General features: G+C 49.8%; 12 protein-coding genes. 5 read left to right on the top strand and 7 right to left on the bottom strand.

The genetic code is table 11. From position 1 onward, the window contains the following. The first annotated feature begins 34 nt into the window (after positions 1–34). Positions 35–433 carry a GreA/GreB family elongation factor gene (locus EJ361_RS14520; protein WP_126246350.1) on the top strand — a complete coding sequence of 133 codons (399 nt, stop codon included), beginning with the start codon at positions 35–37 and terminating at the stop codon, positions 431–433. A gap of 115 nt (positions 434–548) precedes the next feature. On the opposite strand, the gene EJ361_RS14525 is transcribed toward EJ361_RS14520, so the two are convergent. Both EJ361_RS14525 and EJ361_RS14530 read right to left on the bottom strand, forming a co-directional pair. Beyond that, entirely contained in the window at positions 549–1,076 is a 528-nt protein-coding gene (locus EJ361_RS14525) for a hypothetical protein (RefSeq protein WP_126246351.1), read from the bottom strand. Positions 1,077–1,083: 7 nt separating this feature from the next. Continuing rightward, complete coding sequence (locus EJ361_RS14530; protein WP_126246352.1) at positions 1,084–5,340, bottom strand: DUF6443 domain-containing protein; 4,257 nt, start codon at positions 5,338–5,340, stop codon at positions 1,084–1,086. A 977-nt stretch (positions 5,341–6,317) separates the two neighbouring features. Here EJ361_RS14530 and EJ361_RS14535 point away from each other — a divergent pair. Continuing rightward, positions 6,318–6,806 (top strand): hypothetical protein, encoded by a 489-nt coding sequence (locus EJ361_RS14535; RefSeq protein WP_126246353.1) that lies wholly within the window; start codon positions 6,318–6,320, stop codon positions 6,804–6,806. A 529-nt stretch (positions 6,807–7,335) separates the two neighbouring features. Here EJ361_RS14535 and EJ361_RS14540 read toward each other — a convergent pair. The 3 genes from EJ361_RS14540 to EJ361_RS14550 form a co-directional block, all read right to left on the bottom strand. Beyond that, positions 7,336–8,025 carry a type 1 glutamine amidotransferase domain-containing protein gene (locus EJ361_RS14540; protein WP_126246354.1) on the bottom strand — a complete coding sequence of 230 codons (690 nt, stop codon included), beginning with the start codon at positions 8,023–8,025 and terminating at the stop codon, positions 7,336–7,338. Between the two features lie 1,589 nt (positions 8,026–9,614). Beyond that, positions 9,615–10,193 carry a Crp/Fnr family transcriptional regulator gene (locus EJ361_RS14545; protein WP_240646635.1) on the bottom strand — a complete coding sequence of 193 codons (579 nt, stop codon included), beginning with the start codon at positions 10,191–10,193 and terminating at the stop codon, positions 9,615–9,617. A 279-nt stretch (positions 10,194–10,472) separates the two neighbouring features. Then, on the bottom strand, positions 10,473–10,910 hold the full coding sequence (locus tag EJ361_RS14550; protein WP_126246355.1) for a hypothetical protein: 438 nt from the start codon (positions 10,908–10,910) through the stop codon (positions 10,473–10,475). Positions 10,911–11,048: 138 nt separating this feature from the next. Between EJ361_RS14550 and EJ361_RS14555 the strand changes: the two genes are divergently transcribed. The 3 genes from EJ361_RS14555 (at position 11,049) to EJ361_RS14565 (ending at position 14,085) form a co-directional block, all read left to right on the top strand. After that, positions 11,049–11,915: a helix-turn-helix domain-containing protein gene (locus EJ361_RS14555; protein ID WP_126246356.1), complete on the top strand. Its 867-nt coding sequence runs from the start codon at positions 11,049–11,051 to the stop codon at positions 11,913–11,915. Between the two features lie 5 nt (positions 11,916–11,920). Then, positions 11,921–12,361, top strand: a complete 441-nt coding sequence (locus EJ361_RS14560; RefSeq protein ID WP_126246357.1) for a DUF983 domain-containing protein — start codon at positions 11,921–11,923, stop codon at positions 12,359–12,361. A 308-nt stretch (positions 12,362–12,669) separates the two neighbouring features. Then, the gene (locus EJ361_RS14565) at positions 12,670–14,085 is read left to right on the top strand and encodes an alpha-L-fucosidase (RefSeq protein ID WP_126246358.1); all 1,416 of its coding nucleotides are present in this window, start codon (positions 12,670–12,672) and stop codon (positions 14,083–14,085) included. Positions 14,086–14,134: 49 nt separating this feature from the next. Here EJ361_RS14565 and EJ361_RS14570 read toward each other — a convergent pair whose 3' ends face one another. Beyond that, positions 14,135–15,688, bottom strand: coding sequence for a PAS domain-containing protein (locus EJ361_RS14570; protein WP_126246359.1), 1,554 nt, complete (start codon positions 15,686–15,688; stop codon positions 14,135–14,137). Between the two features lie 97 nt (positions 15,689–15,785). Beyond that, complete coding sequence (locus EJ361_RS14575; protein ID WP_126246360.1) at positions 15,786–16,421, bottom strand: hypothetical protein; 636 nt, start codon at positions 16,419–16,421, stop codon at positions 15,786–15,788. Positions 16,422–16,503: the final 82 nt, after the last annotated feature.

Consider the following 16,503-nt stretch of genomic DNA (forward strand, 5'->3'; position numbering starts at 1 on the left):
TATCATTCATTTAATTTTATTTAAATCTTTTACCATGCAAAAGAAACAGCAACCTATTTTCAGGAAGGATGACTATGAAGTGATCCAGACCTGCCTGCAGGAAGGCGCGAGGGAGAGTACTTTCGGTCCGGCAGTCGTGGAATCGCTGCTGGCGGATTTCAAGAAAGGCAGGCTGGTGAGCAAGGACGCGTTCCCCGCAGACGTAGTACGGCTCAATTCCCGGGTGGTTATCCAGGAAACGGATAAGCCCAGGGAAATGGAGGTGACCGTTGTTTTACCTGAACAAGCCGATATCAAACAAAGAAAAATATCCGTTATGGCGCCCGTGGGCGTTGCCCTCATTGGTTTTGGAAAAGGCCAGGAAGTGATGTGGCAAGTGCCCGGCGGGAAGAAAAAGTTTACGATTAAAGAAGTGTTTAACGAAAAAGACTGATAGCTCTAATTGGAATTTACAATAACGGGCGCCTTTTGAGGCGCCCGTTTTATTATTGGTGCCAGGCGTTCCGTGAAGGTAATTGTTGAAAAAATTGGTAATAAGATGTCTAAAATTATTCAATATCTCTTTTAGGATCTCCTCCTTCCATCAGGAAGAATTTTTTACAAGCTGGGGCGTTACATCCGTAAAAATTAGTTGTATCGTCATTTGAAATTGTGAAAAATGATCCAGCATTAATACTATAACTGAATAGTTTACGATCAATTTCTACGGATCCTTTTACTTCACACGGTAGTACATAGTATAAGTATGAAAAATCGTGCATATCAATCGGATCCCCATTTTTTAATATTGTCTCTATGGACTCATTCGTCAGGCTCCAGTTTTTACACTTGTAAACCATGCTGTCATTGGGTGTCGCGTCTTTTAACGCCCAAGTAATGGATATTACCTTAATGACAGAGGTGGGGGTCAGCGCTATTTTTTTCAGGCTATTGCTAACTAGGGTGTCTGCTGGAGTTATTTTGATGACCGCCGTTGGATTCGAGCTGTCTTGCTCTTTACTTACTGCGTGATTTCTGGAGTTGCAAGCGGTCAATCCAGCCCACCCTACAATCAAGATCAAATAAACGAGTTTCATAGAAAATTTATTTGGTTAAATATTGCATCCACCAGGGATTATTTGTGTTAGTAGTGTTCAGGGGCGGAGGTACTAAATATTGCGATATAGCATTTCTTACTACACTGCCTTCTCCACTGGTTTTATATGAGATATCCTCATGATTATAGACTTGTTTGTTTGTTAGTTTATAGGTGGTTTTCAGACTATTGGTGAGATAGGAGGTTGATGTTATCTGTGCGTCAGTAAGTGGTTCCCAACTTTCCGTTTTGTAATTGTAATTCCCTACAACTTCAATTCCGATTGAATTTACGTTTGTTGGATATGAGTTACTTCTGGTTTTTCCGACATGCAAGGTGTACGCATCTAAACTGGCTGTTTGAAGTATTTCTCCTTTCTTCCCCACAAGGAAATGTGTACCATAATTTATTCCGTCTCGTCCATTTTCAAAAGCTCGAAGCGTACTTTCAGTTGAACTTGATGCTGTTCTGTGCAAAATCACCCCTTTAACATTTTCAAGAGAACCGCGTTCGAGTGCTTCCACTCTGTTGGTTGATATACGATTGTTTTGCGCAAACCCTGCTGTCAAGTTGAGTACGCTACCGTTTGTTGTCTTGTTGTCATTGAAATGTAATTGGGCTGCGTTCTGACTTGAAAATGGACCATAGTAATTTATTGATGATCCGATTCCGTTTTTAATAGACCATTTCTCCAGTCCTTCTAATTCAACATGCGCCGTTACATGATTTTCGGAAAAAGCATAAGTAGAGTTATACACGTATTTATCAGATAAGGGATCGCACTGGATAAATCGACCAATTTGCGGATCGTGATTCCTGTACTTAAATCCATACCAATTTAACCCTAGATCATCGTCAAACGGTTGCCCCTGGAACTTTTGTTCTTTGTTTACCGGGTTATTGGAAACCTTATCGCTCAAGCCTTCCATAATGAGCCCAAACGGATAGTAATGACATTCTTCCAGCACGCGGGTACCTGCCAATATCACGGAAACGTTGTCAAAGAACACATCTTGGGGCGTTTCATTGCTCGTATAAACATACAAGAAGCCAGATTGTTTCATTACCAGGTTATTTGCAGTCAGCGAGTGCAATTGGTCGGGACTGGCTGAAACTTGCCGAACGCCACTGGAACCCTCCACCAATTTAAACTGTTCGTCAAACAGCACAAAATTTAGATATGCTTTCGGGCGGTAGGGGGTGGTAGCGCTTTGGGGTTCTTTGTCCCGGAGCCGTTGCCAACCGTTGCTTACGAAGTCATTCCCGAACGGAGGGTTTGGTGGACCGCTGGTGGTATGATGTGTACCTGGAGCCAAGATGGCTGGTTTTCCAAAAGCACTTAGTAATGCTGCGGCCATATCGGCGGCGGTTGCGGAGGCATTTTGCTGTTTGCCGGATTCTAAGGATTTATAGAATGCCTTCGCACCCAGGTTTATCGTATCTCCGGTTTGAACTTTCAGGACCAGGCTGGGGCCAATCCTCCGGCGGGGATCGTTGCCGTTGAGACGGGCCACGGCGGTATTGGTACCAGATTGCGGGATGTCTGGGTAGCCTGGGGGTCTGTTTGACCGGGTGGCATCGATATTGTTGAAGAGGGCATTTTCAACCGGGGCCTGCCTGGGTTCCATACTGGCTACATAGCGTTGATTTGGCGGATTATCTTCTGCCAGAACCATTCGAACGTTGCCGAGATGGTCTTTGAGGAAGTAGTCGTATGTGAAACCTCCACCGGTAAGCGGCCTTATCCGGCCTTCTTCATGGGTGATCACCTGCAGGATGTTATTCCCGAATTTCGCGGGCCCGAGGTAATCGGTCCGTGTGATGCGCACAGGCGAAACGGTATTATCCGTGACCGTTTTGGCAAGTTTTTGGCCATTGGCATCATAAACGTAACAAATGGTGCCCTTGCCTGTTATGGCGATTTGTTGCGGTAGGTTCAAGTGGTTATAGCGAATGGAGGAGATTTTCTTGTTTTCGTCCCGTGTCATGTTCCCGCTCCTGTCATAAGCATAATCAAAAGTGGAGGTGGGTTGCTGGTCGGTAAAATCACCCAGCATTGACTTTGGATCATTGACGGCATCCACTACTTTGTATAGTTTGTTGGATGCTGTTAAACCGGTCGAATCATAGATGGTATAGGTCAGGTCGTCAATCTTTGCATGGGTGCTGGTTCCTTTCGCTCCCCATTGCTGCATGCGCCTGATATTTCCATTGGCATCATAAGCGGTGACATAGTTAGTCCCGTCACCCATCCACGAATCGTAATTATGGAAGGTTTTTCCCCAGGTATTCGTACTGGTAGCCTGTGTAAAATTTGCCCTGAGGAGCCGGCCTGCCGCATCGTATAGAAATCCATAGGCGTTGGGGGTATTGATTTTGGAGCCCCTCCAGGTCGTTCCCGCGATATTGCCGGAATATTCTCTGTTGGTGAAGCCTGCATCGTAATGAAGCTCCTGTCCAAAATACCCGGTCTCAGTGCCTTTTACGTAGTTTCGGTTGATTCCTTTCAGCCAGCCTCGGATATTGTAAGTATAGGTCATGCTTTCTATGACGTTACCCGAAGCGCCCTTGAATTCTTTCCGCTGCAGCCGGCCGAGCGCATCGTAGTAGTTAGTGGCTATATCCCGTCTAAAGGTTGCATGATCGTTGAGTTGTTTGGTTATCTTGATAAGGCGGCCGGCATGATCGTATGTTCGGTTCGTCAGCAGACGAATGACCCCGGCGGTGCCGGCAGTGGGATTGTTTATGTATTGGTAGCTACTGAGCAGCTTTCCGGAAAAGTCATAGAGATTGGTTGTGACGTCTACCCCGTTTTTGTGATTGTCGCAAAGCGTTTGTACCAGTCGGCCCTTGGCGTCATAGTAATGGGTGGTAACGAGGTATTGGGACGTTTCCAGCACCCGGACCTTCGTTCCGGTAACTAACCCTTTGGCCTGCAAGTTAATGGCTATGGCTTCCGAATGCAGGTTGCCCCCTGGCTGGGGTTTGGTGAAATAACCGGATTGTATGGCCTTGGCTCCCGGGTAGGTGTAGTTGTCGTAGTAGGTGTAGGTGAGCGGGTCGATATTGGATGGCAGGATGGTATTGGCGCCTGGCGAGGAGCTTTGGGCAAAGATCAATTGGCTATGTGTGCTTGTGCTGGAATATATGCCGGTCATGATCGGCCGGTTCAGGTTATCGTAAAGGGTGGCGAGCCATTTGCCGCCCGCGGAGCGCAGGTTGCCGTCGCGCAGAAGAACGAGGCGGTCCCGCTGATCGTATACCATTTCTATGGAATCGACACCCGGTATTTTTTTGATGATCATTCTATTTCGCCCGTCATATTCATACCTGAAACAGAGTGATCTGCTCAGTGCGGCGCTGATGGCCCAACCTGTCAATTGTAGCATTTCTACTGCTTTGGGGGGAATTACGAAGCGCAGATTCCCCCGAGCATCGTATACATAATAGGTGCATAGCCATCCTGTATGGTTGGTGCCGGGGGTGGATGCTATCTGGACCTTCTTCAGGATCAGTCGGTCATCTTTGTCAACGTATTCCGCAGTTTGCCTGCCGTGCTCGTCTATCGTTATATTCTTCTGTAGCTCTCCAGCTGCATAGGTTCCTGGTGAAACAACATTTGAAAAGACTATGTTGCCTGCCGGTACAGTTATTATATTCCATCGCCTTACTTCATCGCTGGCGGTGTTCACCAGGTATCTTTTCGAAATTCCGCGACCGGAGCCTGCCCAGTTATTGCCTGGAGACATGACTTTGATGCTGCGGCATGAGGGAGAGTTTTCGAAGTCCGTTATACCATAATAAATGTCTTCCTTGTTGTTGCTGGCGGTGGTAAGAAGCTCGTCATAACATGCTTTCTGCTCGGCAAACGCATTTCTCTTAATGCCACCATCAGCAGAAGGACTAATATATGGAAGGTATTGAAACGTTTTCCTGCCATACGCGTCGTAGCTTACTGGTGTTACCATATCCTTTTTCGTGAGGGGAGCAATGCCCCTGCTGACCGTTTGTAATGGTCGTCCTAGACCGTCTGAGTAATCCGTTGACTGCGGGAAAGCGCCTGCATCTGTGGCGCGGTATACTATTGCAGGATCGGTAGTTGCCTGGTTGGGCGACCAGGTACGAACAAAATTCACTTTCGCGCCCAAAGGCAATGAATTCGGAACGGGCCGGGCCACTTTTGCGGGAGGCGTACTATTGTCTGGCTGCTGGCTGAAAGCAGCTGAAGTAAGTAATAGGAGGTTAACAACGTATCGCAATCTCATAATTTAGTTTTTAAGGTACAATGGATGTTATTGATAATTTAGGTCGGGTAACAACAATGTGTAGAGATAATTATTATCAAAAGCGCTTCTCTTTACACCTTGTCAAAGCAATTTATTGGGTAACAAATGTCCGGCATTGGGATGATTAATTATGTCTCATCTACACGTATATTAATCATCTGTCAGTATGATGTTTTGCAACTTCCAAAGAATGTTTGCTTACTAAGAAAAAATTCAGGAAGTAGGAACGATGTAAAAGTAAATAGAAATTGGATGCAAAATTTCAGCAGGAATTGGGGTCAGTTTTTAAAACACAAAAAAGATCGAAATAGCGCATGCTGTTTGTTGAAAAATTTGTTGTTGAATTATTTGTTTGTTGGTGCAGTATCCTTTATGGTTATGGATTTAGGCATGTGGTTATGTAAATATTACTAAAAATAAGAGAGGATCACTAACAAGTTTGAATTCTCCGAAAAACCGAGAAATTATCAGTGAAATATTTCGATAAAAATGTCATTCGTATTTTCCATTTGCTTAATTTTGTTTCATGTTAATCCAGTAAAAAAACTAATTCGCAAGCATGTATGTGGAGCACTATTTGAAAGACCGTCTTTAAGTTTAGCACGCGCACTTTGGTATTATGGAAGCGATACTAAAAGTGAAGGATGAAAGTTAGGCAGTTTGATTAATGGTTCAATGTCGTCACTGCTATCATTAAGGTAAGTGGTAGTAGTACAGGTGCGGTGGAATTTCTTCTCATACAAGTGGGAGTGAAGGTGGCGGTGATGCAGGGGCTGAATTGGGAAAAGGTAGGGTGTGACTATCATGTTAATCTGTTACATTTTACGAATTAACGTCACCAAAGGCGTAATTATGCCTATACATATAGGGTTTATACTTTGTATTCCCTGGTTTTCATAATTCCCTTTCATATTTAGTTCGAATACACTTTTAATAACAATCAAAAAGAAAGCTAAATGCCAAAGAAGCCTTTAGACGAGAACTCCTGTTTCCATGTTTGTGTAGATTCAGTGATTGATCTCGCCACCAAAGCCATTAACCCAAAGCGTGTATTGGGTAATAGAAAACTGTCTACCGAGCAGTTTCGTGAGTTTGTTAAGATGTCGGAGATTACCTGGCTGGAGCTGAGTTATGTATTTCGGCTCGATGCGCTGCAGGTGCCAAAATGCCTGGCTGCTGTCGATTTGGAAGACAAAGTGCACCAGCAATTTCTTGAAGTGTTGACTATTTATGGGATGGGATATTCGTGTCGCGAAATGCCCGGACTATTTAATATGTGGATGCGGCAGGAGCGGGAGTCTATGGGTTATTTATCGCCGCTGTCATTGCTCTCAACTCCAATGGGGCGAAAAATGGTATCCGACTGGATCAAAAAGGAGTTATGGACTGGCGGGGGAAGGCACTTGCCTCTTGCCGGCAGGAGAGCGGAGGGGGATAGGGCGTAGGGGTGCTTATGCTGGTGCGGATGTCGGGAGTGCTTGAAATGCTGGTGACGGGTAACGTTTTTCCGAATTATAATTCCCGCGTCGTTATTGGTGCGGAGGACTGATCCTGAGGGGCGTGCTGGTGGATGTTCGGGTTTGTATTCGTCGGTAGTAATGTTTGATTGGCCACTTGTTTATGCTTCCTTGAAAGTGGCTGAAGCTGACATTGTTGCGGACGGATTAGGGTGTTTTTAGTTTGGGGATTGGCGCTGTGGCAGTGTTCCGTTGGATTTTGGAAAAACAGCGTGTATCGCTCGCGTTGTGCTGGCGAAGTGAGTTGGGGCGAATTGTTGATTTGGGTTTTGTGGGCTTGTTGACGGGTGCCTTAATTTTTTAAGTGAGGGTAGTCACTGAGGCTGAGGATCATTGCTGTCAATGCATAGGGGTTAGTGATGGATGATAGCATGGGGGTAGATGCTGGTAATGCAAAAGCCCGGAGGCGAATGTCTCCGGGCATATATTACCGAGTATGAAACCCCTCAGGGTACGGTTATTTTTTCAATAGTTCGAGTAGTTGCTTTGCGGCTTCCTCCGAAGAGGCGGGGTTTTGCCCAGTGATGAGCATTCCGTCTTTTAGGACATAGCTGCTCCAGTCAGGACCTTTGCTATAAGTGCCGCCGTTTTTCTTTAGTTCATCTTCCAGGAGGAAGGGAACGACTTTCGTTAGTTGTACGGCTTCTTCTTCGTTATTGGAGAAGCCAGTCACTTTAAGGCCTTTCACCAGCGGTTCGCCGTTGGCTTTCTTAGCGTGCAGGAGTACGGCGGGAGCGTGGCACACAGCGGCTACAGGCTTTCCGTTGTTATAGAATTGCTCTATTAGCGCGATGGAAGTCCTATTGTTTGTTAAATCCCAAAGCGGCCCGTGGCCCCCGGGGTAGAATATAGCATCATATTTTGCCGGGTTAATCTGTGTCAATGGAATGGAGGACGCAAGTTTCTCCTGGAGGGTTTTGTCTGCGAAAAACCTACGGGTGGCATCGGTCTGCGATTCCGGCGATTCGCTTTTCGGGTCAATAGGTGGTTGCCCGCCTAGCGGAGACGCAATGGTGATTTGTGCGCCGGCATCAGCCAGTGCATAATAAGGTGCTGCGAATTCTTCAACCCAGAATCCGGTTTTGTGACCTGTGTCGCCGAGCTGATTATGGGATGTAAGTACGATGAGAATTTTGAAGACGTTCATGACTTTGCTTTTTGCTGATTAGGGTGTTTGGTCCGGCCGTTGTGGCTGTACAAAGATAGAACAGCGCTAAAAGGCAATAGTTGCGGTGACGCACTAAAAAGTTGTGATCTGGCGCACAATCCGCAGCTGCACCATTGATGTGAAGCAGGTTGGTGGATTGAAATGTAAACTTGTAAGGATCCCGTTACATTGCTGCCAATGGTAGTAAGGGTGCTATGTCGCGAGATTAAGGCATGGCAGCTGAAGATGCCACTGGCATGAATGGATTGTGCATCATGGCTTTGTTGAAGCAGATGCCTTGTGTAAACCGGATCCCGGGATGGTTGGGAATGTCGCTGTTTAGCTGTGGGTATGAACCTGTTGATTTTGAATGTTGCCAAGTAATGTCCTCCTAAGTGGTGCAACGGAGGTATTTCATGATTCGCGGTTACCTTTGATGATGGGAACGGCTTGGCTTGCGATGGGTGTTCGGTTTTTTGGCGCTTCATAGATGTCTGAAGAGGCTTATAGTTAGGCTTGGCCTGTTTTCGTGCAATGCAGCTTCCATTTAATATGGGAACGGGCGAGTGTGCGGTAGATGTTCGATGATTGGTGCGTCCTGTAAGTCTGAAGGGGCTTGTAGTTAGGGGTGGTCGTTTTATGTTTCGCAGCTTCCATTTAATATGGGAACGGCGCGGTGTGCGGTAGATGTTGGATGAATGGTGCTTCCTGTAAGTCTGATTGGGCTTGTAGTTAGGAGGGGGCGTTTTTATGCAACGCAGCTTCCATTTAATATGGGTTCGGTCGGGTGTGCGGTAGATGTTTGATGATTGGTGCTTCCTGTAAGTCTGGAGGGGCTTGTAGTTTGTGTGCGTTTTTAAGCAATGCAACTTCCATTTAATATGGGAACGGTCGAGTGTGCGGTAGATGTTTGATGATTGGAGCTTCCTGTAAGTCCGAATGGGCTTATAGTTAGGGTGGTCGTTTTTAAGCAACGCAGCTTCCATTTAATATGGGAACGGTGCGGTGTGCGGTAGATGTTCGATGATTGGCGCTTCCTGTAAGTCTGAAGGGGCTTATAGTTAGGGTGGTCGTTTTTAAGCAACGCGGCTTCCATTTAATATGGGAACGGTGCGGTGTGCGGTAGATGTTCGGTGATTGGCGCTTCCTGTAAGTCTGAAGGGGCTTAATGTTAGGGGCGGTCGTTTTTATGTAACGCAGCTTCCATTAATATGGGAACGGCCTCGTGTGTGGTAGCTGTTCGATGATTGGTGCTTCCTGTCGGGCGGAAGGGGCTTGCAGTTGGGACGTTTTTAAGCAACGCAGCTTCCATTTAATATGGGAACGGCCTCGTGTGCAATAGATGTTCGGTGATAGCTGCTTTCTGTAAGCCGGAAGTCGCTAATGGTAAGGGGGGCGATTTTATGCAACACAGTTTCCCATTAATAATGGGAACGGCTTGGTGTGCGGTAGATATTCGGTGATAGCTGCTTTCTGTAAGCCGAAGGAGGCTTATAGTGAGGTACAGTCATGCTTCATACTTTGCTGCTGCCCCTAATAAATTGGATAGCTGGATGTTCAATGGCAGGCACGATTTGATTTCAATTGGTTCACAACTCACCCTGGTATAACCTGCTAAGGCTCTCCCGGGAAACTCCAAGGTACGAAGCCAGCAAAACCTTTGGTACTCTTTGCAACAGGCGCGGCTGTAATTGCTGCAACCTTTCATATCGTTCACGGGGATTTTTGAAAAGCAGCAACAATATCCTTTGCTGGAGACCCACATACCCTCCGTTTTTTTTCTGCAGGAAAAAATTCGAGAAAGCATGTATCTCCCGGGTTAATTTTTGACGGTCTTCGTCGGAAAGCGCCAACACCTCGCTGTCTTCAATACAATCTACCGTCAGCGAAGCGGGATTATGGTTGTAAAGCGCCTGGTAGTCGGATATCCACCAATCTTCCATGGCAAACTGGAGGATGTGCTCCTTACCCGATTCATCGGTGTAACTCGATTTGATCAACCCCTTTACCACCCAATAATGGTACTTGACAGTGTCGCCTTCCTGGATGAGAAATTGCCTTTTCCTGAACTTTTTCAAGCTGAAATGAGTCCATACATATTCGAACTCCTCCTCCGTGAGGCTGACGATCTGTGAGAAATGCTGGCGAAGCTGTTCTTTTATGTCCATATCTGCCGTGAAATTAGTGAATTCCTGTGGAGTTGGGATGATGGGGCCCGTTGGAAAATATCCGGGCAGGATTGTCTTCAAAAGCGGGAATCAGGCCTGTTTCCAGCGTTCCGCAATCCGCGCTGCAGAGATTTGCCGCGGAATTTGCTGTTCGCCAGTTCGCATTTGAAACGCATCGCTCGGCAACCGCTAACGCTGCATCTTTCATATAAAAGGAAGGTATCCGGATTGTAATCCGCCCGTTCCCCCATCCGCGAAAACCTCCCGTGATATCGAATATCAAAGCTCCACCACCTCCACCCGCGAAAACCTCCCGCAGAAATTGCCGACCGCCTGTTCACTCCGGGTATGAACCACCCAGAACCCCCCGTCCACCAACTCTACCACATACTCAGCCGCCTCCAATATCTCTTCGAAAGGCATCGCCCTCCGCAAATGGCTCACCCGTTCCCCGCCCACAACCATCATTTCGATCACCTGGGCAAAACGGTCCTGCATCTGATGCAACGCATCCCACGCATACGCGATCCCATGGATCTCGGCCTCCGCCTCGAATTTCAGTACATCCAGGTCTCCCGGATGCCCCAATGCCTCCATATGCAGCAACGCCCATTCCCGCCGCTCCCCCAAAGGGATGCAAGACAGGATATCGGCCAGGGAAACGTCTTTTTCATCGGCAAGCCCAAAGTATATGGTAACTTCTTTATATGCATTCATCGGTAACGGATTTCAGGCCGCAATGATACCAATTCCCCGCCACCAAACAGCCAATTTCTCCGCTTCCGGTAAAAAGTACCATAAAAGCCCCAAATGTGAAAAGTACCGCAAACGACTGCGCCGTACCTTTGTGATGTCATGAAACCTTCCATCCCGGTATACGATATATGCACCGTTTCAGACGGGCACAGCCACCCGGACCTGCTCACGGAGCGCCTCGGTTCCTACCTGAAAAAGAACTACCAGCGCGTCCACCAGCAACACGGCCACTCGTTTTACCACCTGGTGCTTTTTACCGGCGGCAGCGGCTCCCATACACTGGATTTCACCCGCTACCCCGTTGAGCCCTGGCAAATGTACTTCATGGCCCCCGGCCAGGTCCATTCCTGGCACTTTGGCCCGGAAACCGATGGATATGTGGTCCATTTTTCGACCGCGTTCTTCCGCTCTTTCCTCGCCAACCCGGATTACCTCGACCGCTTCCCGTTCTTTTCCGGACAAAGCGCAGACCAGGTAATGGCCATCCCCGAAAAACTCCGCCCCGCCATCCGGACGGTATTTGAACAGGTGCTCCGGGCGGGAGACGATAACGAGCCTGATCTCGTGCGCGCCCTGCTGCTCCAGCTGTTCCTGGAAACAGACCGCCACATCGCCCGCGACGGCGAGCCCGGCGTGCCCCAGCAAAAGCAGCTCGTACTCCGGAACTTCATGGCCCTCATCAACCGCCATTACCGCTCCATGCGCCTGCCCCGGGAGTATGCCGAACAGCTCTACATCACGCCCAACCACCTCAACGCCCTCTGCCAGGACCTCCTCGGCAAAACGGCCGGAGACGTGATCCGGGAACGCGTTCTGCTCGAAGCCAAACGCCTGCTCACCAACGAACAGAAGTCCGTCTCCGAAATAGCCGGGGAACTCAATTTCCCTGATAACAGCTACTTCTCGCGGTTCTTCAGAAAATACACCGGGCAATCGCCGGAAGAATTCAGAAAAAGTCTAAACTGAAAAATATGTGTGCCGAAAGAAACGACCATAAACCGAACGTAGTCCTCAGCGCCCTGCAAAACAAATGCCCCCGCTGCCGCAGCGGCCAGCTCTTCGTGGAATCCAACCCCTACAAACTGGGTGCCTTCATGAAAATGAACGAACGCTGCCCCGAATGCGGTCAGCTTAGCGAACCGGAAACCGGCTTCTTCTTCGGAACGGGTTACGTAAGCTACGCCCTGTCCATCGCCCTGTCCGTTGCCACCTTTGTGGCCTGGTGGGTACTGTTGGGGTTCAGCCTGCATGATAACAGTGTGCTGTACTGGCTGGGCGTCAACGCCGTGCTGCTGGTATTCATGCAACCGCTGCTCATGCGCCTGAGCCGCACCATCTGGCTGTATTTCTTCGTGTATTACGACCGCAACTGGCGGAACGAACGGATGACCGCCCACACGCCCGCCAGCTGATCGGCCGGCGCCACCGCATCCCGCAATTGTACGATTTTCACCAATCCTTCCTCTAAACGCGCATTCCGCTCTTCTGCCTTGTGCCTTTTCCGCGCTGTTGTTAATTTTCAGGTATGATGAAACGGCTATGGAAATTGATCCTATGGAATCTGCCGGTAACGGGCGGAATGCGTGAACGGGGAAGGCCCGGCAACCTGTCATCCTGTTTTCGCACCTGGCGACGGTATCGGATGGCGGCAGTTCCCCAAAAAAATATGCTCGCAGAAGCGGGCAAATTTTTAATGTCAGCCAAGGATATGATCCATCTTATGAAACCTGTCTTCACCACCCTCGCATTGGCCATTTCCCTTGCCGGCACCGCCCAGGTGAAACAACCCGTACCACTGAAATACGGCGCTCAAACCACAGGCAAGCGTACCGACGAAGCCATGCAGCGATGGAGAAGCAACCGGTTCGGACAGTTCATCCACTGGGGCCTGTACGCCATCCCCGGCGGCGTGTGGAACGGGAAAACCTACAATTACGCCGCGGAATTCCTCAAATCCAGCGCCCGTATTCCCACCTCCACCTGGGATTCGCTCATGTACCAGTTCAACCCGCAGCAGTTCGACGCAAGGGCATGGGCCAAAATGGCCAAACAGCTCGGAGCGAAATACATGACCATCACTACCAAACACCACGAAGGCTTTTGCCTCTGGCCCAGCAAATACACCGATTTCAACGTAGGTAACACGCCCTTCCGCCGCGATATCCTCAAAGCGCTCGTGGAGGCTTACAATGCCGAAGGGATCGACGTCAATTTCTACTATTCCGTGCTCGACTGGCATCATCCGGACTGGCGCTACGAAATCAAATCGCCCGAAGACAGCATCGCTTTCCGGCGGTTCCTCGATTTCGCGGGCAACCAGTTGAAGGAGCTGGCTACCAATTATCCCACTGTGAAAGGTTTCTGGTTCGACGGTACCTGGGATGCCAGCATCAAGAAAAACGGTTGGTGGACGCTGGAGATGGAACAAATGCTGAAATCCGTGCGCCCGGGTGTGGTTGTGAATTCCCGGTTGCGGGCAGACGATTTCGGGAAGCGCCATTTCGACTCCAACAACCAGCTCATGGGCGATTACGAATCCGGGTACGAACGCCGGTTGCCCAATGCCACGAAAGACCTCCAGGTCACCAAATGGGACTGGGAAGCCTGCATGACCGTTCCCGAAAACCAGTGGGGGTATCATAAAGACTGGACCGTCAGCCACGTAAAATCTCCGCTCGAGCTGCTGGAAATGGTGGTGCATACCACGTCTATGGGCGGCAACTTTTTACTGAATTTCGGGCCGGATGGCAATGGCGGTTTCCGCAAAGAGGAGCGCCACATCGTTGAAACCATCGGCAAATGGATGGAGAAAAACGGCAACGTGATCTGGAATTGCGGCTACGCCGGATGGGAGAAGCAGGATTGGGGTTATTTCACGCGGCAGAACGGCAGCACCTCCGTCAACATGATCGTTTTCAACCGGCCGGTATCCGGGTTATTGAAAGTGAAAGTAACGAATGGCGTGAAAATTCTCGCGGCGCGTTCGGGCAATGCCGCTTTCAGGGTCGAGGAAATCGCGAAGAACGAATATCTCATCCACCATACTATTAAAAAGATGGCCGAACCGCAGGTGATCGTACTGGAAACCGATACTTCGGCCCAAAGTACCGACCGCTTCCAGGACGCTAAAACCTGATGGCCGGCTAATCGTAAACGTGAAGGAGGCTCCCGTGCGGGAGCCATTTTCATTTATCTTCTACGCCCTGGAAAATCCGGTTGCATTTATCCGCCACGGTGTGGATGATCTCGTCCATCTCTTTCGCTATTTTTTCGATACCGGCCAGCAGCGGGAGGTTGGCGGGATCGGTGAGGTTGTCTTTGTTGATGAGGCCCACCACGCCCAGCATCGACGCTACGGGCCGGCGGAGGCTGTGCGAGCTCATATGCGCCACTTTCTGGAGCTCTTCCACATACACTTTTTTGTCTTCGATATCCTCCATGGCGCCGATCATGCGGATGGGGTTGCCTTCTTCGCCGTAACTGATGTATACCCGGTCGAAAACGTGGCGGTATTGCCCGTCGGCACAAAGGAAACGGTACTCCGCCGCGTAGGTGTTACGTTTCTCCGCGATGGCCAGTTTGAGGCCGCTGATGATTTTGGGCGCGTCTTCCGGATGCACGTGCCGTTCCCACCAGTCTTCCGTTTCATCCGCCTTCCGGTGCCCGAACTTGGTGGCGAGGTTGTTGTTCCAGTGCATGGAATTGGAGACCAGGTCGTAATCCCAGATCACGTTGCTGGTGGCGAAGGAAACCATGTCGTAGCGGTCGAGTGCCTTTTGCAGGCGCAGTTCCTGTTGCTTGCGCTCGGTAATGTCCCGCGCAAAGCACGAAACGCCCACCACGCGCTGTTGTTTGCGCATGGGCCGGAAGTTGATTTCCGCGACAGACACGCCGATGCCGTTCAGTTCACGCGTTTCTTCCACGGTGTGGGCCTCTCCCTGGAGCCCGCGTTCGTAATACTGTTGCCAGCGGAGGGCTTCAGCTTCGTCGGCGCCGGGGAGGAGCGGGTCGCCCACATGCACTTCGTGCCCTGTGTACTGGCGGATGATGTTACGAAAAGCGTTGTTGAAAGCGGTGTAGGTCTTGCGGTCGTCTACCGCCCAGATGAGATCGTCGGTGCTGTTCATGATGGAATTCAGCAGTAGCTCCTGGCGCGAGAGGGCTTCGAAGGCGATGTGCTTGTCGGTAACGTCCGAAATGGATACGATCTCCACTTCGCGGCCTTTATAGTGCGTGCCGAAGGTGCGGATGTCTACGTAAATAAGGGTGCCGTCTTTTTTAAGGTGCTTCCAGGTGCCGAAGTTCTGGAAGCCGGCAGTGGCGAAGCGCTTCGCGTCGAGCACTTTCTGGATATCTTCTTTCGGGCGTACCTGGAGGATGGTCATATTGAGGAATTCTTCCAGCGTATAGCCGTAGAGGTGAATGGCGGCGTCGTTCACATCCACGTATCCGAGCGTTTTGCGGTCGTAGATCCACATGGGCTGCGGGCTTTCGCGGAACACGCGGATGTAGGCCATTTCCAGCCGGCGCACCGAGCCGCGCGATTTGGACAGGAGCCAGAACAGCATGATGGAGGAAAGGAGCACGAAAAGGAAGCCTTTGGCATACTGGCCACCCAGCAACAACGCGGGCGAATGCTCTGCCAGCCATTGCAGGAGCGAATCCGTCAGCAAAATCCAAAGTACGCCGGCTGCAAAATAGATGAGCACGGTGCGTAGGGGCGACAGTAGGTGAGACATATTCAGCTGTTTATCAAGACGATCAGACCCCGGAAATTACAGAAAAATTCGGTCGGACCGGTGCCTTGCAGCCGTATGACTCAAAAAAATGCGCCGCTTAGTTGAGGGAATGGTCGATTTCGAGGATGGCCGAGAAGAGGGGTTCGCTTTTTCCCGGCAGGCAGGCGCTGACCCTGACGGGCACATAGTCTGCGATGAGATGGAAAATATCTTCTTTTTCGAGGGAATGGCATTCGAGTTGGGGGTAGGGCGCATTCCTGTCGAGCTTGAGGCGGATAGGGAGGGTGTGGATACCGGATACGACCATCCCGCGCCAGGAATTGATCTCGTGATCGGGCTTGAGGGTGATGTGGCGGCCGTGGAGCGGCAGCTGGAGCGGGGTTTGCCGGGCCGAGGGGGCTTTAACGGCCAGTATGGCGAGCGTAGAAGACAGGTACAGCAGGAAAACGGTCACCATGCCGGGCTCCGAATTGCCCGCGAGCACCGTTACCGGAACGAGGCCCATCACATTGCAGAGCCAGATCATGGCCTTACGCTGGTACCCGCCGATGTGGGCGGCATACAATTGTTTCATGCAAAAGCCCGCGAATACGGCGGCCGGTCCCATGTAAGTAAAGGTGTTGAAAAGGAATTTGTCCTGCTTGCCCAACGCGATCGTAAATGCACCATAATACCAGCAAACATATATAGATGGGGGGAGCGCAGCAATGAGCCAGATTTTCAGGGTATACAAAATAGAAGTTTTCATACAGGCCTCAAAGAACGGAAATTATCGCCATCCGGACAATACCCGGGGCCTTCCTTAACAACGGTTG

The organism is Chitinophaga rhizosphaerae (genome assembly GCF_003958645.1).
Taxonomy (GTDB): domain Bacteria; phylum Bacteroidota; class Bacteroidia; order Chitinophagales; family Chitinophagaceae; genus Chitinophaga; species Chitinophaga rhizosphaerae.

Coding starts and splice junctions, on each gene's coding strand:
- EJ361_RS14525 (WP_126246351.1), bottom strand. CDS start 1,076: ATGAAACTCGTTTATTTGATCTTGATTGTAGGGTGGGCTGGATTGACC.
- EJ361_RS14545 (WP_240646635.1), bottom strand. CDS start 10,193: ATGGACATAAAAGAACAGCTTCGCCAGCATTTCTCACAGATCGTCAGC.
- EJ361_RS14535 (WP_126246353.1), top strand. CDS start 6,318: ATGCCAAAGAAGCCTTTAGACGAGAACTCCTGTTTCCATGTTTGTGTA.
- EJ361_RS14540 (WP_126246354.1), bottom strand. CDS start 8,025: ATGAACGTCTTCAAAATTCTCATCGTACTTACATCCCATAATCAGCTC.
- EJ361_RS14555 (WP_126246356.1), top strand. CDS start 11,049: ATGAAACCTTCCATCCCGGTATACGATATATGCACCGTTTCAGACGGG.
- EJ361_RS14520 (WP_126246350.1), top strand. CDS start 35: ATGCAAAAGAAACAGCAACCTATTTTCAGGAAGGATGACTATGAAGTG.
- EJ361_RS14550 (WP_126246355.1), bottom strand. CDS start 10,910: ATGAATGCATATAAAGAAGTTACCATATACTTTGGGCTTGCCGATGAA.
- EJ361_RS14560 (WP_126246357.1), top strand. CDS start 11,921: ATGTGTGCCGAAAGAAACGACCATAAACCGAACGTAGTCCTCAGCGCC.
- EJ361_RS14565 (WP_126246358.1), top strand. CDS start 12,670: ATGAAACCTGTCTTCACCACCCTCGCATTGGCCATTTCCCTTGCCGGC.
- EJ361_RS14530 (WP_126246352.1), bottom strand. CDS start 5,340: ATGAGATTGCGATACGTTGTTAACCTCCTATTACTTACTTCAGCTGCT.
- EJ361_RS14570 (WP_126246359.1), bottom strand. CDS start 15,688: ATGTCTCACCTACTGTCGCCCCTACGCACCGTGCTCATCTATTTTGCA.